The following is a 26034-nucleotide window of genomic DNA, read 5'->3' as shown; positions in this document are numbered from 1 at the left end:
ATAATGCGATATTATATTATTGACGATGATGTTAATATTGTTAAGATACTGACTAATTTGATTGAAGAAAACGGGTCAGGTGAAGTAATAGGTAGCTCCAATGATGGAGAGACAGCGCTTAACGAAATATTGATTTGCAATCCGGATATTGTATTAGTTGACTTGCTTCTACCTAAATTGGATGGTAATAGTTTGGTAAGAGAAGTAAAGATGCTAAAACCCAAAATTAAATTTATAATGATTTCTCAAGTATCAGATATAAAGTTAGTAGAGGATTCCTATAATTCTGGAATTGAGTTTTTTATCAGCAAGCCTATTAATAAAATTGAAGTAGAGAAAGTTACAAGTAAAGTTGCTGAAAAAATTGAAATTGAAAATATGCTTTATGATATAAAAAAAGTATTTAAAGATATGAATCCTCAAAAAAAACCTCAAGACAATAAAGACGATAATATGAAAAGAATCAAGCATGTTTTAAGTAAATTTGGAATGTTAGGTGAAAAGGGAACGAGTGATATTATCAAAATCTGCATGTATTTGTTAGAAACAAAAAAATCATTTGAAGAATGCAATTTTAATGATTTATGTAGTATTATTGGGGATAGTCCCAAAACAGTACAACAAAGAATGAGGAGGGCAATTAAGACTGGATTGACGAATCTTGCATATATAGGAATAGAAGATTATTATAATGAAAGTTTTCAGGAGTACTCCAAAGGTATGTTTGATTTTGCAAGTGTTAAAGCCGAGATGGATTTTATTAAGGGGAAGAATAAAACTGGTGGAAAGGTAATAATAGGAAAGTTTTTGAGGGATTGTTGTTACAATGCGAAGATTACTAGAGATTCCCTGATCGCATATATTGAGTTTTATAGGGCTGAGGATGTGTTTGCAGATAATTCATACAAATGATTTGAAATTAAGCAATGCTTTTAAAGTTTAGAATTTTAAAAGCATTTCGCTTTTGCGTGAAGAATTGTGAAGAATTGTGAAGCATTTTGTAGTCACCCTAGTATAATCAAGTCAATAATTACAGCTAACCATTAATATAATTTATAGGGGGCTATAGTATGAAGTCATTTTTTAGAAAAAAAGACGTAAACTCTATTCTAGACAGCAATAGAAACAACTCTTCAGAGCGAACTTTAGGTGCATTTGACGTAACATTAATGAGTATTGGTGCAACAATTGGAACTGGTGTAATGGTTTTAACTGGTGTTGTTGCTGCAAGAGATGCAGGTCCTGCTGTTGTTCTGTCATTCATCGGCTCTGCAATTGCATGTATACTTGTAGCTCTATGTTATGCTGAATTCGCATCATCAATCCCAACCTCAGGTAGTGCATATGCTTATATCTATGCATCATTAGGTGAATTCGTTGCTCACTTAGTTGGATGGTCACTTTTTATAGGATATACAGTATGTACTGCGACTGTTGCCGGTGGTTGGTCAGCATATTTTAATAGCTTATTAAAAGAGTGTGGGCTTAATCTACCTAGTATATTTGTCAATATACCAAGTCAAGGAGGACTACTTAACGCTCCAGCAGTTATTATAGTATTATTTATTACACTTCTTTTATCAAGAGGAACAAAGGAAAGCAAAAAAGTAAATAATATTATGGTATTTGTAAAACTTGGTGTTATAGTTCTATTTGTAGCTGTAGGTGCATTTTTTATAAAGCCAGTAAATTGGAAACCATTCATGCCATTTGGCTTTAAGGGAGTATTTGCCGGTGCAGCATCTGTATTCCTTGCTTACGCAGGTTTTGATGCAGTTTCAACCTCTGCTGAGGAAGTAAAAAATCCTCAAAAAAATCTACCTATAGGTATTATTGCTTCAATGATAGGTTGTACTATTATATACATCATAGTTTGCTTAGTCTTAACAGGTGTTACTCATTATACTAAGTTAAATGTTGGTGATGCTATGGCTTATGCATTAAGTTCCGTTGGACAAGGATGGGCAGCTTCTGTACTTTCAATTGGAGCAGTTGTGGGAATTTTAGCAGTTATCCTTGCATACGTTTACGGTTCATCACGTATATTATTTTCAATGAGCCGTGATGGATTACTTCCTAAAGTTTGTTCTAAAGTAAACCAAAAAACAAATGTACCTGTACTTTCAACTTGGTTAGTAGGATGTCTAGGTGCTTTACTTGCAGGAGTTGTAGATCTAAAACAATTAGCTGATCTTGCTAATATGGTTCTTTTAGGAACATTCTCACTTGTAGCACTATCTGTAATTGTGCTTAGAAAAACTCATCCAAATTTAGAAAGGGGTTTTAAAGTACCTCTAGTACCAGCAATACCTTTAATGGCAATAGTATGTTGCGTATTCCTTATGTTCAGTTTATCAAAGACAACATGGTTATACTTTGGTGTGTGGAATGTATTAGGAGTAGTTGTTTACTTTGTATATTCACACAAAAATAGTTCATTACAAGATAAAAATATCTCTGAGCCTTTATTAGAAGAAAAAAGTGCTTAATTGAGAAATTATATATAGTGAAAAAATTGATATAGTGAATTGATATAGTGATTTGAAAGTCAGGAATTTCTAATCAGAAAGAGATTAGAAAGCCTGGCTATTTTTTTATTTATATATAGAAAGAATATAATTAAATATCAATGAATAAAAAATATTATATAAAAATTTTTTAAAAAGGTATTGCAAATTAATAATTATTATTATATAATAATAAATATAAGGAACGAGAAAAAATTAATTAAAAATATAAAAATGATATAATCAGGAGGAATTTAAAATGAAAAAATTTGTTTGTTCAGTATGTGGATATGTTTATGAAGGAGAAGCAGCACCAGAAAAATGCCCACAATGTGGAGCTGGTAGTGATAAATTTGCTGAAAAAGTAGAAGGGGAATTATCTTGGGCTGATGAGCATAAAGTAGGAATAGCTAAAGATATAGATCCAGAGGTTATAGAAGGACTTAAAGCAAACTTTATGGGCGAATGCACAGAAGTAGGAATGTATTTAGCAATGAGCCGCCAAGCGGATAGAGAAGGATTCCCAGAAATAGCTGAAGCTTATAAAAGAATAGCTTTTGAAGAAGCAGAACATGCAGCAAAATTTGCAGAGTTACTTGGAGAAGTTGTAACAGCTGATACAAAGAAGAACCTAGAAATGAGAGTTGAAGCAGAGCATGGAGCATGCCAAGGTAAAAAGGATTTAGCTACTTTAGCTAAGAAGTTAAACTACGATGCAATTCATGATACAGTACATGAAATGTGCAAAGATGAAGCTAGACATGGAGCAGCATTTAAGGGATTATTAAACAGATATTTTAAATAGAAATCACTCTTACAAATATAAAATATAATAAATTAAACTTAATACGAAAGAGCCTGTATCTGAATTCAGATACGGGCTCTTTTGTATAGTAATAATATACTTCATCATAGGAAAAACTTAATATTAAGGAGGGGAGTTTTTATTGAGTAGTAAATTAGTAAAAGATATAAAAAATCTAGCATTTCGATTTAATGATGATGAAGTTTTATCTCTAGCATCTCAGTTAGCATATAGTTTAATATTTTCATTTTTCCCATTTATAATATTTCTTATGACTTTTGTTGGTTTTAGCCCAATAACTAGTGGAGATGTAATAGGGGGACTAAAACCAATACTTCCCAATAGTGCTGTAGAACTTGTAAAAAATACTATAGTAGAAGTAGTTGATACGAAACGTGGGCATTTACTATCTTTAAGTTTAATTATTACTATATGGTCTGCCTCTGCTGGGTTTAATGCGGTGATTAGAGGGCTTAATAAGGCATATAGTGAACGAGAAAAACGATCGTTGCTAAAAGTGCAGCTAATAGCAGTTTTGTGTACTTTTGCTTTAACTTTTATAATAATATTAACCTTTTTATTATTAGTGTTTGGAGAAATAATAGGAAATACATTAGCCTCTCGTTTAGGTGTATTCTATGTTTTTGTAATTGTATGGGATAAACTAAGATATCTTATTATGATTATATCTGCTACATTTATTTTTGCAGCCTTATATCGATACACACCTTGCAGAAGGCTTACATGGAAGGAAGTTATGCCGGGAGCCATTTTTTCAACTATAACGTTAACTATAGTATCTTTAGGATTTGCATATTACGTAAATAATTTTGGGAATTATTCAAAGATATATGGAAGTATAGGAACTGTAATAGTGCTTTTAACATGGCTATTTATATTATCGATAATAATATTAATGGGGGGAGAATTAAATGCCACCCTTGCCTTTGATAGAGAGGGCAAAGAAAAACCGAAAGGCGTTAGATATTAAAATATAAAATATAGGGTTTCAATTAGAAACCCTATAAAATACTATATGAAAAAGTTATCAGACATAATGTCTTTTATGGTTTTACCACTTTGTATTGCAGATATTATTTTGCCAGATTTTTTAGTATCTCCAAGTAGTATACCTCCAATTAGTTTATTGTTATTAAAAAATAATTTTTGATATATACCCTTTTGAGAGTCTAAGGAAGATAAAGCTTTAGATTCCGATGTAAATGTACCACAGGAGAATAATTCGGTATCCATCGCTGAAAAAATTACAGATGATACAAAGTCAGTGAAATAGGATTCGTCACCTACAGCATTAGCGCCTGCGGTTTTTCCCATTTCGATAGAAGCTTGCCAGTTTCCATAAACTTTTCCGTTATATTCACAAACATCTCCACATGCATATACATTTTCAACAGATGTCTCCATCTTATCATTTACAACTATCCCTTTATCAGTTTTTATACCACATGTTTCAGCAAGAGCTTTATTCGGACGTATTCCTATTGAAAAGATTACTATATCTGCATCAACGGTTTTACCACTTGATAACATAACTCCTGTAACCTTATCATCTCCTAGTATTTCTACGGCAGAGTCTTGAAGTATTACGCTAACACCAGATTTATCAATAGAAGCACTAAATAACTTAGCACCATCTTCATCTAATTGACGAGAAAGAAGTCTGTTTGCAAATTCTACTACAGTTACGTCAAGGCCACAGTTTTTAAGCTCCCAAGCTGCTTCAAGGCCAAGCAAACCACCGCCTACAACTACTGCCTTCTTGGAATTTGATATATAATTCTTAATTGCATCAGCATCAGATAAGTATTTTAAACTGAAAACACCTTTTTTATCAATTCCTTTAATCGGAGGTACAAAACTGGAACTTCCATTAGCTAATATAAGCTTATCATAAGGAATTTGTCTTCCATCAGATAATATTATTTTTTTATCTTCTTCATTAATTCTATCTACATGTGAATTTAAGCATAAGTCTATATTATTGTCTTTATACCAGTGATCAGCAACTACATAAAATTCGTCGTCAGGTATTGAAGATGATAAATAATCAGATAGCTGAGGTCTAAAATAAGTTAAGTTATTTTCAGATGATACCATTACTATTTTACAATTTTTATTTCTCTTTCTAATAGTATCTGCTGCAGAAAAACCTGCTGCCCCATTTCCTATTATTAAATAGGTTTTATTATCATCATTTCTAAATTCAACTCCTGATTCAACAACTTCTACGAATTGCTCTGAACTAGCTCCGCATACAGAGCATGTTTCAGGTGGCTCCGAACCCTCAAAAACTACTCCACATATTAGACATTTCCACTTTTTTGATGTAGATGGCTTGTTAGGTTTATTAACTTTGCTTATATTTTCATCTATCTTTTGTGCAAAACTTTGTCCAAAATGGTAAGCATGAACTAGGTCTTCTTCAGAAGGTTTAAAATTTACTCTGAGCCCTGGAGAAAAGACATCCATTTTTAATTGTTTAAGTCTATTCTCTATATTACCAACAGCTTCGCCACTCCAACCATATGATCCAAAAGCAGCAGCAGTTTTTTTACCATGAACTATAGGGTTAAGGGATATTAGTATATCTAATATAGGTTTTAGGGCATCACCGTTTATTGTAGGAGAGCCAAATATTACTCCATGAGATCTTTCTATACTACTTATAATGTCGTTTGCATTATGGTGTATAACATCAAACAGTTCTACTTTAAATTCACCAATTGAGTGTATACCTTCTTCAATTTTCTTTGCTAAGGATTCTGTATATCCGTATGCGGAAACATAAGGAATTACTATATGCTTACTTTCAGATAATTCTTCAGAATCTAGGCTCCACTCCTTATATAGTTTTATTATTTTGGAAGGATTGTCTCTTAGAACCGGACCGTGTCCAGGACATATTATATCTATATTTAAATCCTTAATCTTATCTATAGCATCTAAGACATACGATTTAAATGGTCCCATGATTGCAGTAAAGTAATATTTTAATGCATCCATATAATTTTCTTGACTTTCATTTAAATCATTAAATATATCTTTATTTGAATAGTGGCTTCCAAATGAGTCGCAGGTAACTAAAATGTTATCTTCAACAATATAGGTATACATAGAATCTGGCCAATGTAAAAATGGTGCAGATATAAATTGCAGAGTTTTATTTCCTAGACTTAATGTATCACCATGATTAACTGTAATAGAGTCAAAGTCTCTATTTACTATGCCTCTCATAAATCTAAGAGCTGTAGATGAACCTACGAGCTTAGCTTTAGGAGCTAAATCCAATAGTTTAGCTACTGAACCTGCATGATCTGGCTCGGTGTGATCAACTATTATATAATCTATATCTTTTATATCTGTGTTTAAGGAATTAAGCCTTTCTAAGAATTCATCAAAAAACTTTTCTTTAACTGTCTCAAATATAGCAGTTTTTTCACTACCCTTTACTAAATATGAATTATAGGTAGTTCCATATGGAGTATACATTATTATGTCAAAGATTCTTAAGTTAGGATCTAGAGCACCCACCCAGTAAATATCCTTTTTAATTTCAATGCCATTCATTTAATTATTCCCCCATTTCAAATTATTAATATTTAATTTTAATTAATAATTAATATCCATAAAAACATTATAATATATATAAAGATCAAAATCAATATTTAATGGAAGATAATATAATAATAAAATATGAAATAATTTTATGCTTAGTATATTTTTTATTTATTGAGAAAAAATATAGGATATGTGTTTATGCTTAAAAGAATTTTCTAGAAGGTGATAATGTGAGAAGTAAAGATTATATGAAAAAGATTTATAGAAGCTTTTCGGAATTTATTTCGGAATGCTCTAGCCAAGAACTAGAATATTTTATTTTTGATTCAAAGTTTACAACAATGTTTAATCAAAGAATAAATGAATTGATCAAGGATATAAGGGCTGAAGGAAAGAAAAGTATAGAGCTGTCAATAATCTTTAACACTGAAGGAGAGATAGCTCTAATAGATAGCTATATTATAGGTAGATATATAGCTAATAACTATGATATGCATATGGAACAATATTATAAAGAAACATCATTAAATAATATAGTAAAGCACATAGTTAATGGTAATGAAAAATCTAAAAAGGATTTTTTAATACTTTCTTATGAAACATTATATAATACATTAAATAGTATATATTCCGACATAAAATTTAAAAAAGATACACTACAGGGCTATATAAATGCATATGATTTAAAACATTGTATTGGTGATGACTGTGCTTTAGTTGTTGTAACGATATTAATATTGGAAGATATTTGTAAGTTTTTGAGAATTAATGAAGAAATTTTAGATGAATCTATCTGTTATATAGGGCAAAAAAGAAATAGTCAAAATAGATAGAATTTCGACAAACACATTCAATTAAAAGGTAAATAGTTACATTAAAGTAATATACATGGTGCCATAGATGATGTTACAAGCTTTTTGATGTCATATAAAAGAGATAAGTTGTAATTAACCTTATCATGAAATGACATATTTCTTTTATTCAGTATGTTAAGATAATCATGAAGTTAATTATGGGGGGAACAGCACTATGGTAGTAGAAAATTTAATAAGAACAGAAAGTAGAGACGATGTAAAATATGTTTATCTCTACAGATTATTAAAAGGTAACATTAGCATAACATATGGAGTAGATACCATAGAGGTACAATCATATGGAATTGAGATCGAGAGACAAGACCTTGTAGATGGAAAGTTAGTAAATATAGAAAGAGATTGTGTGAAAAGCATAAGTCCAGAAAGACATAAGGTACATAATCTATTGAAATTACTGTATGACAATAATGTATCACCAATTCATTTGATTGATGTTCTTGGTGATTATATTGATGAATATATAGTAGACTTTGATAAAGGAATAAAAGATATAGCATATTAAAATAAAAGACAATAGGCAATTATTATAATCAGAAGAGGAAAAAATCCTCTTTTTTTCTTTTAACAACTGATTATACAGCTACTTGCAACTTTTAAAATAGAAAAGTATAATTTATTATTAATATGGGGGTGATATTTTGATTCTAGGAGTTGGGGTTGATATCGTTGAAATTAGAAGAATCAAAGAAGCTATAAGTAAGCATGCTAATTTTATAGATAGGATGTTTAGTAAGAATGAAATAGAATATCTTAAAAGCAGAAACTTGAGACCAGAGTTTGTGGCAGGTAGATTTGCGGCAAAAGAGGCTGTAGCTAAAGCTTTGGGAACCGGCTTTAGTGGATTTGAATTCAAGGACATAGAAATCGACAGAACTACTGCGGGAAAACCTTTAGTGGTGCTAAAAGGTAAGGCTAAGTTAATGGCTCAAAAATATGGTGATTATAAAATTCATGTAAGCATATCTCATGGTATTGATAATGCTATAGCATATGCAGTAATGGAGGTTGATAAACTTGAGGATTGCAACTTCAGAAATAATGAAGGAGATAGATAACTACTGTATAAATGAATTTAGGATTCCAGGAATTTTATTGATGGAAAATGCAGCATTAAAGATTATTAAAAACTTAGAACTTGATAAACATCACTCTTTTTGTGTAGTATGTACAAAGGGAAACAACGGTGGTGATGGATTTGCAGTAGCAAGACACCTACACATTTTAAATAAGAAAGTTGAAGTGTTTTTAGTTGGCAATAGAGAAGGAATGAGTCAAGATTGTAAAACAAACTATGACATATTAAAAAAAATAGGTGTAAGTATTAATAAGGTTACTAATTTTGAAGATATTAATGACTTAAGAGACTCAATAGAACGAAGCCAGGTAACAATAGATGCCCTTTTTGGCACAGGACTTTCTAGGAAAGTTGAAGGAATATTTGATTCTGTCATATCTATAATTAATGAAAATAGTAAATATATTGTATCTATCGATATACCTTCTGGACTTGATGGAAATAAGGGAAAAATACTTGGCAATTGTATTAAAGCAGATAAAACTATTTCCTTTCAATTGTATAAGAATGGTTTTTTAAATTATGGAACAGATAAGTTAACAGGAGAAGTAGTTATAGAGGAGATAGGTATTCCTGAGGTAGCAATAAGCAAGTTTCATAATAATGAATTTATTATGGACGAAAATATGATAAGAAGCAATATGCAAGTAAGAGATAAGTACTCTTATAAAGGAGACTATGGTAGAGTACTAGTTGTTGCAGGTTCTAGTGGATATACTGGAGCTGCATATATATGTACACAGGGAGCGGTTAGAAGTGGAGCTGGATTAGTAACATTGTGTTGTGATAGTGAGATTAGAGAAACTTTGAGATCTAAGCTTGTAGAGGCTATGACCATTTCTTTTGATGAAGAGGACAAATTAAGTGAAGTAATAGAAAAAAGTGATGCTATTGCAATAGGTCCTGGCATGGGAGATAATGAGGCAACATTTAATTTACTAAGTACTATTATTAATAATGCTAGTTGTCCTATAGTCATAGATGCTGATGGGATAAATGTATTAAAAGATAGACTTGATATACTAAAAAATAAAAAGTCGAAAATTATTATAACTCCTCATTTGGGAGAAATGTCTAGAATAACAGGTTTGTCAATTGATTATATAAAAGAAAATAGAATGGAGATATCTAAAAAATTTGCGAAGGAAAATAATGTAATAGTACTTCTTAAAGGATATAATACTATAATAACAGATGGAGAAAAAACAATTATAAATCCAACAGGAAATAGCTCTATGGCATCAGGTGGAATGGGTGATTGTCTTACTGGAATGATAGCATCATTTATTGGGCAAGGTTATAAATCTATATCAGCTGCTTGCATTGCAGCGTTTATACATGGTTATTCTGGTGAAAAACTTTCTAAGAATATGTTTTGTGTGAATGCTAGTCATATATTAGAAGATATTCCTTTTTCAATAAAAGAAATACAATGTTAATTTTAAATTAATAAAAGGTATAAGAATATAAAAAGAAATAAAAGAATAGTATTAATAATGGGAAATAGGTCCTAGGAGAATATAATTCAGGGGGATTAAGATGAAGAAAAAGTCATTATTGATAACTATTCTTGTTTTTATCTTTATAATAATGCTCACAAGCTGTGGCAAAAAAACTGACGATACAGAAAAGAATATTGATTATCTAAAAAATTTGGACAGCTATAGTTGTGATGTAAATATGAAAATAGAAAATGATAAACAAATTATAAATTATACTGGAAAACAATTTTATGATAAAAGATATGGATATAGATTTGAACTAGACAAAAATCGGCTGATGGTATATAAAGACAATAAAATACTAGTTAAAGATTTGCAAAGTGGATTAAAATATGAAACAGAGAAAGACTTTGATAGTTTATTTAAGTTAAGTTTTATTGGGGAGTATATTGGAATGATATATACAAATGAAGTGGTGAAAAATTCATCAAAGAAAATAGGCAATGAAGAGTATCAGATTGTGCACTTGGACATACCTGGTAATAATAAAAATATTAGTAAAGCTGAGCTATATATAAATAAGCACAATAGTCTTCCTAAGCACGTTATTATATATGATTCTAAGGGCAATAAAAAGATAGATATAGAATATTCTGATTTTAAAGCTAACCCAGAGTTGCAGAAAGACTTATTTGAAATAACATAATTAGAATTTTAACCTGTAGAAATTTTGTGTCACATTATTTTGAATAAAATAAAAATTTTTTAAAATCACAATTATATAATTATTAAAAATAATGTATAATTAACTCGTAGGGGAAAAGTTCAATTATAATTTATTAGCTACTTTATCGTAAATAAAAACGTGGGGGGTAATAACATGTTTAGAGACTTTAGGCCTGTATGGGCAGAAATTAATTTAGACAACCTTGTGTATAATATCAGGCAGATTAGAGAAAAAGTTAAAAGCAAGGAACTAATTGGAGTTGTAAAAGCGGATGCTTATGGACATGGGGCTGTCGAAGTAGCACCAATACTTTTACAAAACGGAGCTACAAGACTTGCAGTAGCTGTTTTAACCGAAGGTGTAGAATTAAGAAAAAGTGGTATTAAGTGTCCTATAATGATCTTGGGACTTACTCCTGAAACTCTATCAGATGATTTGATAAAATATGATATCGAACCAGCAGTTTCTTCCTATGAGTATGCTTTAACCTTGTCTAATATAGCTCAATCTAAAGGAAAGACAATTAAAATTCATATAGTTATAGATACTGGCATGGGAAGAATAGGATTTTTACCAAGCGAGGAAAGTGTTGAGGAAATACATAAAATAAGCAAGTTGCCTAATATAGAAATAGAAGGATTATTCTCTCATTTTTGTACTGCTGATGAAGCTGATAAGAGCTACTCAAATATGCAGTTTGAGAAATACAATTGGTTTTATGAAAAATTAATCGGCAAGAATATAAAAATAAATATGAGAGATATAGCTAATAGCGCAGCTATAATGGAACTTCCAGAAACTCATTACGACGGGACAAGGCCAGGAATAATATTGTATGGATACTATCCTTCGAACGAAGTAGATAAAAATCAATTAAGCATAAAGCCTGTTATGACATGGAAAGCAAATGTTGTGCATGTAAAGACATTAGAGAAAGGTGAGTATATTGGATATGGAAGAAAATTTAGAACTGAGAGAAAGAGCATAATTGCTACGTTACCTATTGGATATGCTGATGGATATACTAGAATGATGTCGGGAAAAGCAAAGGTAATAATTAACGGTAAATTTGCACCAGTAGTTGGTAATATATGTATGGATCAGTGTATGATAGATGTCACTGATGTAGGCGATGTAAAAGTAGGAGATGAGATTATACTTATGGGTAGTGACGGAAACTTAAAGTTCAATGCTGATGATATGGCAGCTATTTTAGGAACTATAAATTATGAAGTAATATGTATGGTAAGCAAAAGGGTTCCAAGAGTTTATATAGAAAATGGACAGATAATAAAGATAAAAAATTACGTATAAGTAAAATAAAACATATACAGCTAATAATTAAGCAGAGAGCCAAAATCTATGATTTTGTGCGAATCGGTTAAGCAGATATCCCGAATCTTTGATTTGGCGATAGTCGCTTACACTCTGTGTACTCATTCGACGAAGGGAGAAGGAGTTTCATTTAATATTTGTTAGCTGTATATCTCCTATTGTCAATTGTCATAAATGATGTATATAAAATTAATGCTTTGTATAATATACTAATATATTATTTTAAACTAATCTTAAAAAGTAGTTTTCAAATTAATTTTTATGATAAAATATACTTGAATTTACATTTTAACTATTAATTATAATGCGAGACACATAATAAGCTAAGATACATATGGCAATATACATAATGAACTTGTAAAAATAAGAAATTATGTGTAAAAGTACAAGTAGAAAAATGGTGAAATTACGGATAATTTCTTTGACATGCTGACAGTTTTAGGATTATAATTTGTGTGTACATATCTTTCGCTTAGGTTAATAGGAGGTATTAATTTTTATATGTCAAATTCAAAGAGATTAGTGGTAAACCTCTCAGAAACACTATACAATGAATTTAATAAGGCACTTGAGGAAGATTGCAAAAAAAGAAGTGAATTTATTAGGGAAGCTATCATATTATATATTAAAGAGAAAAAAAGGTTAAATATTATAGAACAAATGGAAAAAGGATATAAAGAAATGGCTCAACTCAATCTTGAGTTTGCAGAAATGGGCTTTGCAAGTGACATGAAAGAATTTAAAGAATATGAAGCGAAGCTTTCGGAGTGTGATTTAGCTGATGACCACTATAGTGAAAAGAGGAGATATATTTTATGCTGACTTAAGCCCAGTAGTGGGTTCAGAACAGGGTGGAATAAGGCCAGTAATCATTATTCAAAATGATGTTGGTAACAAATATAGCCCTACTGTTATAGTAGCAGCAATTACTTCACAGATAAATAAGGCAAAACTACCAACACATGTTGAAATTTCATCAGAGGCTTATGGACTTAATAAAGATTCTGTAGTTTTGCTTGAACAAATAAGAACTTTAGATAAAAGAAGATTAAAAGAGAAAATAGGTCATATGACCGATGACGATATGAGAAAAGTAGATGAGGCGCTTTTAATAAGCGTAGGTTTACAGTAAATAATATATTTAAACACGACAATTTGTCGTGTTTTTTTATTAGCATTAGTATCATATATATACTCGCATATATATATATGTAGCTAAGTAGAAATAGGATAAAATGAAAGGTTGCAAAAATTTTGCCGCCTTTATTATATATAAAAAAGTTTTTTGTGGTAAAATAGTAGAAGAATTTTTTAAACGTAAGCTTTATTATAGGAGGTTGAGATTGTGAAAAAGAACTTAGAGGAGCTCAAGCAAGTAGCAAACGTAATTAGAAAAGATATTATAAAAATGTTAACAGAGTCAAGTTCAGGTCACCCTGGTGGTTCCTTATCAGCGACAGAAATTTTAACTACTTTATATTTTAATCAAATGAACATAGATCCTGAAAAAGCAAGGGATTTAGATAGGGATAGATTTGTTCTTTCTAAAGGACACGCTGCTCCAGTACTATATAGTGCACTTGCTAGAAGAGGATTTTTTGATGCAGAAGAATTAAAAAAACTTAGAAAGCTTGGCTCAATACTTCAAGGACATCCAAACATGAATGAAGTTCCAGGAGTAGATATGTCCACTGGTTCATTAGGTCAAGGTATTTCAGCAGCAGTTGGAATGGCGTTAGCGGGAAAAATAGATAAAAAAGACTATAGAGTTTTTGCACTATTAGGTGATGGTGAATTAGAAGAAGGTCAAGTTTGGGAAGCTGCTATGTCAGCCGCTCATTATAAATTAGATAATTTAATAGCATTTATTGATTATAATGGACTTCAAATAGATGGTCCTATTCAAGAAGTAATGTCGGCAGAACCAATTGCTGATAAATTTAGAGCTTTTAGATGGAATGTTGCAGAGGTAGATGGCCATAATATTGAGCAATTAATTAATGCAATTGAGGCAGCAAAAACTGTAAAAGAAAAACCAACAGTAATAGTTTGTAAAACTGTGAAGGGTAAAGGTGTATCCTTCATGGAAAATGAAGCAGGTTGGCACGGAAATGCACCAAGTGCAGAACAATGCAAAAAAGCTTTAGATGAACTCGGAGGTGAAGAATAATGGCTAACAAAATAGCAACAAGAGAAGCATATGGAAAGGCTTTAGCAAAATTAGGTCAAGAAAATGAAAAAATAGTTGTATTTGATGCAGATTTATCTAAGTCAACTAAGACAGCTGATTTTAAGAAAGTTTGTCCAGAAAGATTTATAAATATGGGAATAGCAGAAGGTAATATGGTTACTGTAGCTGCTGGTATGTCTACTTGTGATAAGATACCTTTTGTAAGTACTTTTGCTGTATTTGCTAGTGGTAGAGCTTTTGAGCAAATAAGAAATTCAATTTGTTATCCTGAATTAAATGTAAAGATATGTGCTACGCATGCAGGAATTACAGTAGGAGAAGATGGTGCATCACACCAATCAATTGAAGATATATCACTAATGAGAAGTTTACCAAACATGACAGTTATAAGTCCAAGTGATGCTGTAGAAACAGAAGCTGCAATTAGGGCAATAACTGAATATAAAGGACCTTGCTATGTAAGACTTGGAAGATCTGGAGTACCTGTTATCAATGATAATTCAGAATACAAGTTTGAAATAGGTAAAGCTATAACATTAAGAGAAGGAAAAGATGCTGCAATTATTGCAACTGGAATAATGGTAGATGCGGCACTAGAAGCATATAACACATTAGCAGAAGAAGGAATAAAAGTTAAGGTTATAAACATACATACTATAAAACCTATAGATAAAGAAGCAATTATAAAGGCTGCGAGAGAAACAGGAGTAGTTATAACTGCAGAAGAACATAGCATAATAGGTGGATTAGGATCTGCTGTTTGTGAAGTCTTAAGCGAAAATCAACCTACACCAGTAGTAAGAGTAGGTGTTAAGGATACTTTTGGAGAAAGCGGAAAACCAGCAGAACTTCTAAAGGCATATGGATTAACTGCTGATGATATTGTTAAAGCTGTTAAGAAAGGTCTTACTCTAAAATAACTCAATAATAATTGAATTTAAACGATGATATAGTAATTTATATCATCGTTTTTCTTTAGATAGGGTTCACTATCTGCGGAACCTGCTTCCTTGTCTGGCACAAAATATACGTCGCATCTTTAACTTGCTATTTTCTTGCAGATTCCTAATATAAAATTTAAAAATAGGGAATAATTAGCTTTAGTAAGATTTTTCAACTTTTAAATTTTATTATAGTAGCGGGGTCGGAAATATGAGAACTATTAAGGAATATACTTTAATTACAATAGGTATTTTATTAGTTGCAATAGGTATAAAGTTTTTTTTAGCACCAAATAAAATTGCAGCAGGTGGAATTTCTGGAGCAGCAATAATAATAAATTATTTTATTCCCAGTCTTCCTATAGGCCTTTTAATGCTAATTATGGATGCAATATTATTCGTAGTTGCATTTATTGTTATAGGGAATCAGTTTGGTGCTAAAACTATTTACACAAGTTTAAGTCTTTCGGGGACAATATGGATTATGGATAGAATTATGACTCCAAACATAGCAATCACAAGAAACCTAATGTTGGCATCTATATTTGGCACTTTTATATCTGGAATAGGGCTAGGAATAGTGCTTAATCAAAATGCCTCTACCGGTGGAACTGATATACTGGCAAAAATACTTAATAAGTTTTTACATTTAGATATAGGAAAGTCACTTTTGATAGTAGACTTTATTATAACAATTTTTGCAGCTTTTTCTTTTGGTGCTGATGCAGGTATGTATGCTCTGTTAGCTGTTATTATAAATGGGTTTGTAATAGATATGGTTATAGAAGGACTCAACGTCTCAAAACAAATAATGGTTATAAGCACAAAAAACGATATAATAAGTAAATTCATAATAGAAGAGTTGGAACGAGGTTGTACTATTCTACATGGTAGAGGGGGGTATACTAAAGAAGATACATATATTCTTTATACTGTGCTAGGAAGAAAAGAACTTGTAAAATTGAGAAATTATATAAAAGAAATTGACGCAAAAGCATTTATTACGGTAAGTGATGCACATGAAGTTTTAGGAGAAGGCTTTAAGGACATTGTATCAGATCATTAAACAATAAAACAGAACCCTTAGATAGTCGGCACTATCTAAGGGTTCTGCAGACGCAGTATGACGCAAAATAGACTAGCATACTGACTAGTTACTTTTTTGAAGATGCCTTAAGTGTCTGTTAATACATATATATGGCATATGCGGTTGAATATAACTCAATTACATGTGCTTTTTTTGCTGTTAATAATAATTTAATAGAATATAATATTTATTTCATGTCTTATTATGTTATAATGAACATAGTTACGTGAAAAAAATCGAAAGCTTATATATATAAGGAGATGTTCTGATGATAGAATTTAAAAATGTGAGTAAAGTATATAACAATAATGTGTTTGCTTTATCAAACATAAATGTAAAAATAGAAAAAGGTGAATTCGTATTTTTAGTTGGGCCAAGTGGAGCAGGTAAGTCTACTTTTATAAAGATGCTTTTGAAAGAAGTCCAACCTACAAATGGGAATATAGTAATAAATGATTTAGATATAACTAACTTAAAAAGAAAAGAAATACCTTACTATAGAAGAAAGATAGGAGTAGTTTTTCAGGATTTTAGGTTAATACCTACTCTAAATGTATATGAGAATGTAGCTTTCGCAATGAGAGTAGTAGAAGCTCCTTTAAGAGAAATAAGAAAAAAAGTTCCTATGGTTCTTTCATTAGTTGGACTAGCAAATAAATATAAAGCATTCCCTCATGAGTTATCAGGTGGGGAACAACAAAGAGTATCATTAGCCAGGGCGATAGTTAATAATCCAGCTATATTAATTGCGGACGAGCCTACTGGAAACCTAGACCCAGAAACAGCAATGGATATAATGGAAACATTAAATGACATAAACCATGCAGGTACAACCATTCTTATGGCCACTCATGCTAAAGACATAGTTGATAACATGAGAAAAAGAGTTATAGCCGTTGAAAAAGGAATAATTGTAAGAGACGAGCAAAGGGGGGCTTACGGATATGAGGATTAGTACAATAAAGTTTTTTATACAAGATTCATTAAAAAGTTTAAGAAGAAACAAAACTATAAGTACGGCATCAGCAGCAACTGTTGCAGCTACATTATTTATTCTAGGTATATTTCTTCTTACTATATTAAATGTTAAACAAGGGATACTAGAAGTTGAATCAAAAGTTGAGGTTAAGGTGTTCCTAAAAGATAATATTACGACAAAGCAGCAAAGTGAATTAGAGAAAAAAATAAAAGCTGTTGATGGAGTCGTTGAGGTTACATACGAAAGTAAGGCTCAAGCTATGGATAAATTTAAAAAACAATTAGGAGATCAAAATAAAAGCCTTGTAGATGGGCTTGAAAAAGACAACCCTATGCCTAATTCATATGTAATTAAGGTTCAAAAGCCAGAGGTTGTATCAGCTGTTGTTAATGGCATTAAAGGATTAGAAGGTATAGATACAATAAAAGATGGAAGAGAAGTTGTAGATAAACTTTTAGCTATAACAAGAACAATAAAGTGGGTTGGAAGTATTATATTTATAGTGCTAATAGGAGTTTCATTGTTTTTAATAGGAAACACTATTAAGTTAACACTTTATTCCAGAAGACGTGAAATAGGAATAATGAAATATATTGGAGCCACAGATTGGTTTATAAGATGGCCGTTTATAATTGAAGGTATGATTATAGGAATTGTAGGAGGAGCAGTTGCAGATTTAGCTTTATATTATGCTTATAAAATGGCATATGTTAAAGCATCAACAGGGCTAATGATGATTCAATTAGTTTCTCCGCAGTATGTTTTAACTACTATTTTAGGATTGTTTTTAGTATCAGGCATAGTAATAGGTTCCTTAGGAAGTATTATGTCAATAAGAAAATTCTTAGCAGTTTAGTCTCATTTAAAAAGCATGCAGCATTTAGCTGCATGCTCATTTTATTAAAATTTTACAAATAAATTTACAAATTTATTTTTTTTAATGTTATAATTATTTAAGGTTTATATAAATACTATAGAGTATAAGGTTTAAAGCAAAGAGGTGGAAAATTTGAATAGTAAAAAAAAGTGGATTTCAGGTACAGTGGCAGCACTACTTATTACTAATACGATTACATTGTTTGGTACTAAAGCTTACATATCAAATCAATCAGGAAAGTTTGGAAAATTGTTTGAAGTAAGAAACGACTTGTATAAATATTATGATGGAAATATTAATGATGCAGATTTAGTAGAAGGAGCTATTAAAGGAATGACATCTGCTTTAAAAGATCCCTATACTGTATTTATGAACAAGAAGGAATATGATGAATTTAACGTTCAGACAGAAGGAAACTACAGTGGTGTTGGCCTTCAAGTTCAGGCTAAGGATGACAATATAGTTGTAGCTGATGTTTTTGAAGATTCTCCAGCAAAAAAGGGGGAATACTTCCAAAAGATATAATTGAAAAAGTAAATGGAACAGATGTAACTGGTAAAGAGCTGGATAAAGCAGTAACTTTAATGAAAGGTCAAGATGGAACAGAGGTTACATTGACATTATATAGGGAGTCTAAGGGAACCTTTGATGTAAAGCTTAAAAGGGCGAAGATAAATTTAGCTACAGTAAAAGGCGAAATGATAGATAGCAACATAGGATATATGCAGGTTACAATGTTTGATGAAAATACAGCAAAGAACTTTACAAATAAATTACAAGACCTTCAATCGAAGGGGATGAAATCACTAATAATAGATTTAAGAGGTAATCCAGGTGGGCTACTTGATGAATGTGTGGATATGGTCTCTAATTTCGTTCCTAAGGATAAGGTTATAGTTTCTACCATAGATAAATATAAAAATAAAAAGGAATATAAATCTAAAGGTGGAGTGGCTGAAGGCTTACCTGTAACTATACTTACTAATGGAGGCACAGCAAGTGCTTCGGAAATATTTTCAGGTGCTGTAAGAGATTATAAAATTGGAACTTTAGTAGGAGAAAAAACTTTTGGTAAAGGAGTAGTTCAAACTATTCTAGATACTGGTGAAGGAACAGCTCTTAAAGTTACTGTTTCAAAATATTACACACCCAATGGTGAAAATATACATCACACAGGGATAAAACCTGATATAGAGGTGAAATATCCAGATGAACTTAGACAAAAACCGTATGACAGAAGCCAGGATCCTCAATTTGCAAAGGCACTTGAGATAGCAAAAGGCAAAATTAAATAGGTTATATTTGGTTTACGTTTTTATATAATATTTCAATTTTAAAGTTAGACAGAATAATTCTGTCTAACTTCATTGCTTGCGCGTCAGATAAGATAAATCTTTATTTGGCGCAAGTTTCACTTTACGGAGAGGGGAAATTTTTTGAATGAATATTTTGATGTCTACTTTAAGAGCTGTAGCTTATGCGTTGACGGAACCATATCTAGTTACTTTTTTGATTATTTTATTTTTTATTCTCTACAGAAAAAATAAAAAAACCACTATAATGCAGAGGATGATAATTGGGGAAAGAGTAAATACTCCCTTCGAGCTTACTATATCTCAAATAGTTATTGGAATATTTGCAGGGACTCTTGCTAGCGTTATAATGTCTTATTTAGGAATAGTGTTTGATGAAAGCTCATCAGTGGATTTAATATTCTTAATGTCTATAATATTTATGTTTTTTAATCCAAGATTTATTTGTTTTGCTTATTCAGGTGCAGCTCTTGCTTTTACTAGCTTAATGTTAAGTTTAGTTTCAAGCACATTTAATATGCCTAATTTGGATTTTTTAAAAATAGATGTAGTATCACTTATGACTCTAATTGCGGTTCTTCACTTTGTAGAAGGAATACTTATAATTATAGATGGAAGAACAGGAGCTATACCGGTTTTTACCAGCAGGGACGAAAAGATAATAGGTGGTTTTGCTTTTCAAAGATATTGGGCATTACCCATAGCAATATTTTTTATGCTTCATAATAACACTGCCATGAGTACAACCTGGCAAGTACCACTTCCCACTTGGTGGCCGTTGGTAAAAAGCTCCATACCAGCTGAGATTTTAAAGGATGCAGTAGTAGCGCTTATTCCCTTTTATGGTATGGTAGGATACAATAGTATAACTTTTACTAAGGATAAAGGGTCGAAGACGCTAATGTCAGGTTCTCTAATGATAGTATATAGTATTGCTTTATTTGGGTTAGCCCAAGCTGCAGTTTTAAATTTACCACTTAAATTTTTAGTAGTAATATTTGCTCCAGCAGCACACGAAGCTATTATAGCATTCCAAAGATATGTAGAAGTTAAAGGAGATCCTAAATTTATCAGCGGAGAAGATGGAATAATGGTATTAGCAGTTGCGCCAAACTCTCCGGCTAATGAAATGGGAATTAAATGTGGAGATCTATTAGTTGAAGTTAATAATAAAAAAATTGAAAATGAGGAAAAAATAGCTGAAGCTATAAGAGAATGCTCAAACTTTATATGGTTTAAAGTGAAGAAGGTTACAGGAAAGTTTGAACAGGTAAGTTATAACAAATTAAATGACAATAAAAGACTAGGGATAGTGTTTGTACCTAGAGGAGTTCCAAAGGACAGTATGGTTGTAAAGCTTGATGAGACTAGATTTGGTGAAATACTAGATAAAATAAAAAACAAAGATAAGGATGAGGATGAATAAAGAATGAGTGTTTTTAAGATACATTCTAAATTTAAACCTACAGGGGATCAGCCTAGTGCAATAAACAATTTATCTAATAAGATATTAGATGGAGAAAAGTTTCAAACACTTCTCGGAGTAACAGGATCAGGGAAAACTTTTACTATGGCAAATATAATTGAGAAGGTTCAAAAACCCACATTAGTTCTGGCCCATAATAAAACCTTAGCAGCTCAGCTTTGCTCAGAATTTAGGGAGTTTTTCCCGGAAAACTGTGTTGAATATTTTGTTTCATATTATGACTATTATCAACCAGAGGCGTATGTAGCACAAACAGACACATACATTGAGAAGGATGCTTCTATAAATGATGAAATAGATAGATTGAGACACTCGGCTACATCAGCATTACTAGAGAGAAGAGATGTGATTGTTGTGGCTTCCGTATCATGTATATATGGACTAGGTAATCCTGAGGAGTATAAAAACCTTACATTATCACTGAGACAAGGAATGACTAAAGATAGGGATGAAGTTCTAAAGAAACTAGTTGAAATACAATACGAAAGAAATGAAATAAACTTTGTAAGAGGTACTTTTAGGGTCAAGGGAGATGTTTTAGATATATTTCCAGCTTCATCAACGAATAAGGGAGTAAGAGTAGAATTTTTGGAGATGAAATTGAAAAAATAAGAGAGTTTGACGTTCTAACCGGTGAAATAATAGGAACAACAAAACATATATTAATATCTCCGGCATCACACTTTGCTACTTCAAGAGATAGACTTGAAGTAGCAATAAACAAAATTGAAATAGAATTGGAAGAGCGTTTAAAAGAACTTACGGCACAAGACAAGCTGTTAGAAGCGCAAAGACTAAAGCAAAGAACTAATTTTGACATAGAAATGATGAGAGAGGTAGGATACTGCAGCGGTATTGAAAATTATTCAAGAATACTAGATGGAAGAGCTAAAGGAACTCCGCCTCAGACGCTTATAGATTATTTTCCTGATGACTACCTTTTATTTATAGATGAAAGTCATGTCACATTACCTCAAGTAAAGGCAATGTATGCAGGAGATAAGTCGAGAAAAGAATCTTTAGTTGAATATGGCTTTAGGCTTCCCTCTGCATTCGATAATAGACCTTTGCAATTTCAAGAGTTTGAAGGTAAGTTGAACCAGGTTTTATTTGTAAGTGCTACCCCAGCGCAATACGAGCTAGATCATTCTACAAATGTGGTTGAACAAATAATAAGGCCAACTGGATTGTTGGATCCGGAGATTATTGTTAAACCTATAAAGGGGCAAATAGATGATCTATATGCCAGCATAAACGAGACAATAAGTAGAGGATACAGAGTGCTTGTAACCACTCTTACTAAAAAGATGGCAGAAGACTTAACAGATTACTTCAAGGAAATGAATGTTAAGAGTAGATATCTTCATTCAGGTATAGATACAATAGAGAGAATGAAGATAATAAGAGATTTAAGAAAAGGTGAGTTTGACGTATTAATTGGTATAAATTTATTGAGAGAAGGGCTGGATATTCCAGAGGTGGCTTTAGTATCTATACTTGATGCAGATAAGGAAGGGTTTTTAAGATCTGAAAGATCTCTTATACAAACTATAGGAAGAGCAGCAAGAAATGCAGATAGTAAGGTTGTAATGTATGCAGATAGAATAACAGATTCTATGGGAAAAGCTATTTCGGAGACAAATAGAAGAAGAAAGATACAAATGGAATATAATGAAAAGCATAATATAACACCTAAAACTATTATTAAGGACATTAGAGAAGTTATAGAAGCAACAACTATTTCAGAAGAAAAAGTGGAATACGATAGTTTAGAAGAGGCTATTCAAGCCAATAATGAAAGTATAGATCAACTTATAGAGAAGTACGAAAAAGATATGAAAGATGCAGCTAAAAATCTTCAATTTGAGCAGGCAGCAAAACTACGTGATATTATATTTAAACTTAAAAAGCAAAAGAAAAATTAAGAGTGTTTACTAATTATAAAAAATATTAAGGAGTGTGTAAATAAAGCTAATGAGAAATAGCATAGTAATAAAGGGTGCTAAAGTCCACAACTTAAAAAATGTTGACTTAGAAATACCAAGAGATAAATTAATTGTATTTACTGGACTTTCTGGTTCTGGAAAGTCATCTTTGGCATTTGATACTCTGTATGCAGAAGGGCAGAGACGTTATGTTGAATCTCTGTCCGCTTATGCAAGGCAATTTTTGGGACAAATGAACAAGCCAGACGTTGAGTATATAGAAGGATTATCACCGGCAATTTCTATTGATCAGAAAACTACAAGTAGAAATCCGCGTTCTACCGTTGGTACTGTTACTGAGATATATGATTATCTAAGACTATTATATGCAAGAATAGGAATTCCACATTGTCCAAAGTGTGGCAAAGAAATAACTCAACAAACCGTTGATCAAATGGTAGACAGGGTATTATCTATGCCTGAGAGAACCAAAATTCAAATACTTGCTCCTGTTATAAAGGGAAGAAAAGGTGAGCATGTAAAAATACTAGAAAATATAAGAAAGAACGGATTTGTAAGAGCAAGAATAGATGGGGAAACTATTGATTTAGAAGAAGAGGAAATAAAGCTTGAAAAAAACATAAAACATACTATTGAAGTTGTTGTTGATAGATTAATAGTAAAACCAGATATAAGAAGTAGATTGGCAGATTCACTTGAGACTGCTTTAAAGCTTGCTGAAGGATTGGTTATTGTAAATGTAATCGGTAAAGAAGATGTACTATTCAGTGAGAAATTTTCCTGCCCAGACTGTGGCATCAGTATAGGTGAAATTGAACCAAGAATGTTTTCTTTTAATGCCCCTTTTGGAAAATGTGACAGCTGTGATGGTCTTGGTACGCTTATGGAGATAGACCCGGATTTAGTAATACCTGATAAAAGCAAGAGCATACTTGATGGTGCTGTTGCAGCTTGGGGCAGTGGAAGTTTAAAAGAGGATTCCTGGACTTTTAGTATACTAAAAGCTCTTTCTAAAGAATATAAATTTAAACTAGATACTCCTATAGAAAAATTAAACCCTGAGGTTGTTGAGATATTATTATACGGCTTGAAGGGAGAAAAAATCAAAGTTAACTATGCTAGAGAAAATGGAGTAATGGAATTTAATCACTCTTTTGAAGGTGTAGTTAATAATTTGAAAAGAAGATACTTAGAAACAAACTCAGATTATATTAAAAGCGAAGTTGAAAATTATATGAGTAATAAACCATGTCCAAAATGTAAAGGAGCAAGACTTAAACCAGAAGTTTTAGCTATTACAGTTGGTGACAAAAATATTTTTCAATTTTGTACAATGTCTATAAGAGATGAGTTAAAGTTCTTAGATGAGATTATTTTATCCGAAAAAGAAGCAATAATCAGTGATCAAATATTAAAGGAAATAAAAAGCAGATTAAAGTTTTTAATAGATGTTGGATTAGATTACCTAACATTATCAAGAACGGCTGGAACTCTGTCAGGAGGGGAATCTCAAAGAATTAGACTGGCAACACAGATAGGTTCTAGTTTAGTTGGAGTATTATATATATTAGATGAGCCAAGTATAGGATTGCATCAGAGAGATAATGATAGACTTATTTCCACACTGAAACATCTAAGAGATATAGGCAATACATTAGTTGTAGTTGAACATGATGAAGATACTATGAAAGAAGCAGATTTCATTGTGGATATAGGACCAGGAGCCGGGGAGCATGGCGGAAGAATCATAGCTGCAGGCACTATTGATGAGATAATGAAAAATGAAGAGTCAATAACTGGACAATACTTAAGTGGTAAGAAAAAAATTGAGATGCCTTCAGAGAGAAGAAAAGGAAATGGAAAGCATATAGCTGTTAAGGGCGCCAAAGAAAATAACCTTAAAAATGTAAATGCTGACTTCCCTTTAGGAATACTGACCTGTGTTACTGGTGTATCCGGATCAGGTAAAAGTACCCTTGTAAATGAAGTGCTATTTAAGGGAATGAATAAAAGAATTAATAATTCAAAGGATAATCCAGGTAGTCATAAAGATATCTTAGGTGTAGAGAATATAGATAAAATAATAAACATAGACCAAAGTCCTATAGGAAGAACACCTAGATCCAATCCAGCTACTTATACTGGCGTATTTGATATTATAAGAGAAGTTTTTGCAAACACTTCAGAAGCTAAGGTGAGAGGTTATAAGCCTGGTAGATTCAGTTTTAATGTTAAAGGTGGAAGATGTGAGGCTTGTAGCGGAGATGGAATAATAAAGATAGAAATGCAGTTTTTATCTGATGTATATGTTCCTTGCGAAGTTTGTAAAGGAAAAAGATATAATAGAGAGACTCTTGAGGTAAAATATAAAGGTAAGACTATAGATGATGTTTTAAATATGACAGTTGAGGAAGCATTAGAGTTCTTTGAAAATATACCTAGAATAAAGAATAAGATACAAACACTTATGGATGTAGGGTTAGGATATATAAGACTAGGGCAGCCTTCAACTCAGCTATCTGGTGGAGAGGCTCAAAGAATTAAGCTGGCCTATGAGTTATCTAAAAGAAGTACAGGAAAAACTTTATATATTTTGGATGAGCCTACTACTGGTCTTCATATAGATGATGTAAATAGACTTATAAGCATTCTTCAAAGAATTGTTGAAACAGGGAACACTGTAGTTGTTATAGAGCATAATCTTGATGTAATAAAATGTGCTGATTATATTATTGATTTAGGGCCAGAAGGAGGGGAAAAGGGAGGAACTATTTTATGCACAGGTACTCCAGAGGAAATATCAGAAAATAGCCATTCTTATACGGGACAATATTTAAAAAAGATGTTATAATCTATATAAGACTAGCAT

General features: G+C 31.6%; 20 protein-coding genes and 2 pseudogenes. 21 read left to right on the top strand and 1 reads right to left on the bottom strand.

The genetic code is table 11. The features are described 5' to 3' along the window. Positions 1-3 precede the first annotated feature (3 nt). From RCG18_RS05565 to RCG18_RS05550, 4 genes are all read left to right on the top strand, one after another. A complete protein-coding gene (locus RCG18_RS05565) occupies positions 4-912 on the top strand; it encodes a DNA-binding domain-containing protein (RefSeq protein WP_308040409.1) in 909 nt (302 codons plus the stop codon). Positions 913-1070: 158 nt separating this feature from the next. Beyond that, positions 1071-2489: an amino acid permease gene (locus tag RCG18_RS05560; protein WP_308040408.1), complete on the top strand. Its 1419-nt coding sequence runs from the start codon at positions 1071-1073 to the stop codon at positions 2487-2489. 277 nt (positions 2490-2766) lie between these two features. Further along, positions 2767-3312 carry a ferritin family protein gene (locus RCG18_RS05555; protein WP_308040407.1) on the top strand — a complete coding sequence of 182 codons (546 nt, stop codon included), beginning with the start codon at positions 2767-2769 and terminating at the stop codon, positions 3310-3312. Between the two features lie 142 nt (positions 3313-3454). Continuing rightward, complete coding sequence (locus RCG18_RS05550; protein ID WP_308040406.1) at positions 3455-4303, top strand: YihY/virulence factor BrkB family protein; 849 nt, start codon at positions 3455-3457, stop codon at positions 4301-4303. 41 nt (positions 4304-4344) lie between these two features. Here RCG18_RS05550 and RCG18_RS05545 read toward each other — a convergent pair whose 3' ends face one another. Next, on the bottom strand, positions 4345-6900 hold the full coding sequence (locus RCG18_RS05545; RefSeq protein WP_308040405.1) for an FAD-dependent oxidoreductase: 2556 nt from the start codon (positions 6898-6900) through the stop codon (positions 4345-4347). Positions 6901-7139: 239 nt separating this feature from the next. Between RCG18_RS05545 and RCG18_RS05540 the strand changes: the two genes are divergently transcribed. The 17 genes and pseudogenes from RCG18_RS05540 (at position 7140) to uvrA (ending at position 26016) form a co-directional block, all read left to right on the top strand. Next, the gene (locus RCG18_RS05540) at positions 7140-7724 is read left to right on the top strand and encodes a hypothetical protein (RefSeq protein ID WP_308040404.1); all 585 of its coding nucleotides are present in this window, start codon (positions 7140-7142) and stop codon (positions 7722-7724) included. Between the two features lie 196 nt (positions 7725-7920). Continuing rightward, the gene (locus tag RCG18_RS05535; RefSeq protein ID WP_308040403.1) at positions 7921-8268 is read left to right on the top strand and encodes a DUF6514 family protein; all 348 of its coding nucleotides are present in this window, start codon (positions 7921-7923) and stop codon (positions 8266-8268) included. Between the two features lie 136 nt (positions 8269-8404). Beyond that, positions 8405-8821, top strand: a complete 417-nt coding sequence (gene acpS, locus RCG18_RS05530) for a holo-ACP synthase (RefSeq protein WP_308040402.1) — start codon at positions 8405-8407, stop codon at positions 8819-8821. After that, a complete protein-coding gene (locus tag RCG18_RS05525; RefSeq protein ID WP_308040401.1) occupies positions 8781-10280 on the top strand; it encodes an NAD(P)H-hydrate dehydratase in 1500 nt (499 codons plus the stop codon). Before acpS ends, RCG18_RS05525 begins: the two co-directional genes overlap by 41 nt. 100 nt (positions 10281-10380) lie before the next feature. Beyond that, the gene (locus RCG18_RS05520) at positions 10381-10989 is read left to right on the top strand and encodes a germination lipoprotein GerS-related protein (protein WP_308040400.1); all 609 of its coding nucleotides are present in this window, start codon (positions 10381-10383) and stop codon (positions 10987-10989) included. 174 nt (positions 10990-11163) lie between these two features. Then, positions 11164-12324: an alanine racemase gene (gene alr, locus RCG18_RS05515; protein ID WP_308040399.1), complete on the top strand. Its 1161-nt coding sequence runs from the start codon at positions 11164-11166 to the stop codon at positions 12322-12324. A 522-nt stretch (positions 12325-12846) separates the two neighbouring features. Beyond that, positions 12847-13167 (top strand): CopG family ribbon-helix-helix protein, encoded by a 321-nt coding sequence (locus tag RCG18_RS05510; RefSeq protein ID WP_211142708.1) that lies wholly within the window; start codon positions 12847-12849, stop codon positions 13165-13167. Beyond that, positions 13127-13477 (top strand): type II toxin-antitoxin system PemK/MazF family toxin, encoded by a 351-nt coding sequence (locus RCG18_RS05505; RefSeq protein ID WP_178906920.1) that lies wholly within the window; start codon positions 13127-13129, stop codon positions 13475-13477. The genes RCG18_RS05510 and RCG18_RS05505 overlap by 41 nt, the downstream gene beginning before the upstream one ends. A gap of 213 nt (positions 13478-13690) precedes the next feature. After that, positions 13691-14515 (top strand): transketolase, encoded by an 825-nt coding sequence (locus RCG18_RS05500; RefSeq protein WP_308040398.1) that lies wholly within the window; start codon positions 13691-13693, stop codon positions 14513-14515. Continuing rightward, complete coding sequence (locus tag RCG18_RS05495) at positions 14515-15456, top strand: transketolase family protein (protein ID WP_308040397.1); 942 nt, start codon at positions 14515-14517, stop codon at positions 15454-15456. The genes RCG18_RS05500 and RCG18_RS05495 overlap by 1 nt, the downstream gene beginning before the upstream one ends. Positions 15457-15688: 232 nt before the next feature. Continuing rightward, a complete protein-coding gene (locus tag RCG18_RS05490; RefSeq protein WP_308040396.1) occupies positions 15689-16543 on the top strand; it encodes a YitT family protein in 855 nt (284 codons plus the stop codon). A 289-nt stretch (positions 16544-16832) separates the two neighbouring features. Continuing rightward, complete coding sequence (gene ftsE, locus RCG18_RS05485) at positions 16833-17519, top strand: cell division ATP-binding protein FtsE (protein ID WP_308040395.1); 687 nt, start codon at positions 16833-16835, stop codon at positions 17517-17519. Next, positions 17509-18399 (top strand): permease-like cell division protein FtsX, encoded by an 891-nt coding sequence (gene ftsX / locus RCG18_RS05480; RefSeq protein WP_308040394.1) that lies wholly within the window; start codon positions 17509-17511, stop codon positions 18397-18399. The genes ftsE and ftsX overlap by 11 nt, the downstream gene beginning before the upstream one ends. A 153-nt stretch (positions 18400-18552) precedes the next feature. Next, a pseudogene (locus RCG18_RS05475) lies at positions 18553-19715 on the top strand (S41 family peptidase). Between the two features lie 145 nt (positions 19716-19860). Next, the gene (locus tag RCG18_RS05470; protein ID WP_308040393.1) at positions 19861-21159 is read left to right on the top strand and encodes a PDZ domain-containing protein; all 1299 of its coding nucleotides are present in this window, start codon (positions 19861-19863) and stop codon (positions 21157-21159) included. A 3-nt stretch (positions 21160-21162) separates the two neighbouring features. Next, positions 21163-23144, top strand: a pseudogene (gene uvrB, locus RCG18_RS05465) (excinuclease ABC subunit UvrB). A 49-nt stretch (positions 23145-23193) separates the two neighbouring features. Further along, positions 23194-26016 (top strand): excinuclease ABC subunit UvrA, encoded by a 2823-nt coding sequence (gene uvrA / locus RCG18_RS05460; protein ID WP_308040392.1) that lies wholly within the window; start codon positions 23194-23196, stop codon positions 26014-26016. Positions 26017-26034: the final 18 nt, after the last annotated feature.

Source organism: Clostridium sp. OS1-26, from assembly GCF_030915445.1.
Classification (GTDB): Bacteria; Bacillota; Clostridia; order Clostridiales; family Clostridiaceae; genus Clostridium_AM.
Note: the sequence above shows the minus strand (reverse complement) of the source record. Positions and strands in the feature narration are given on the sequence as shown.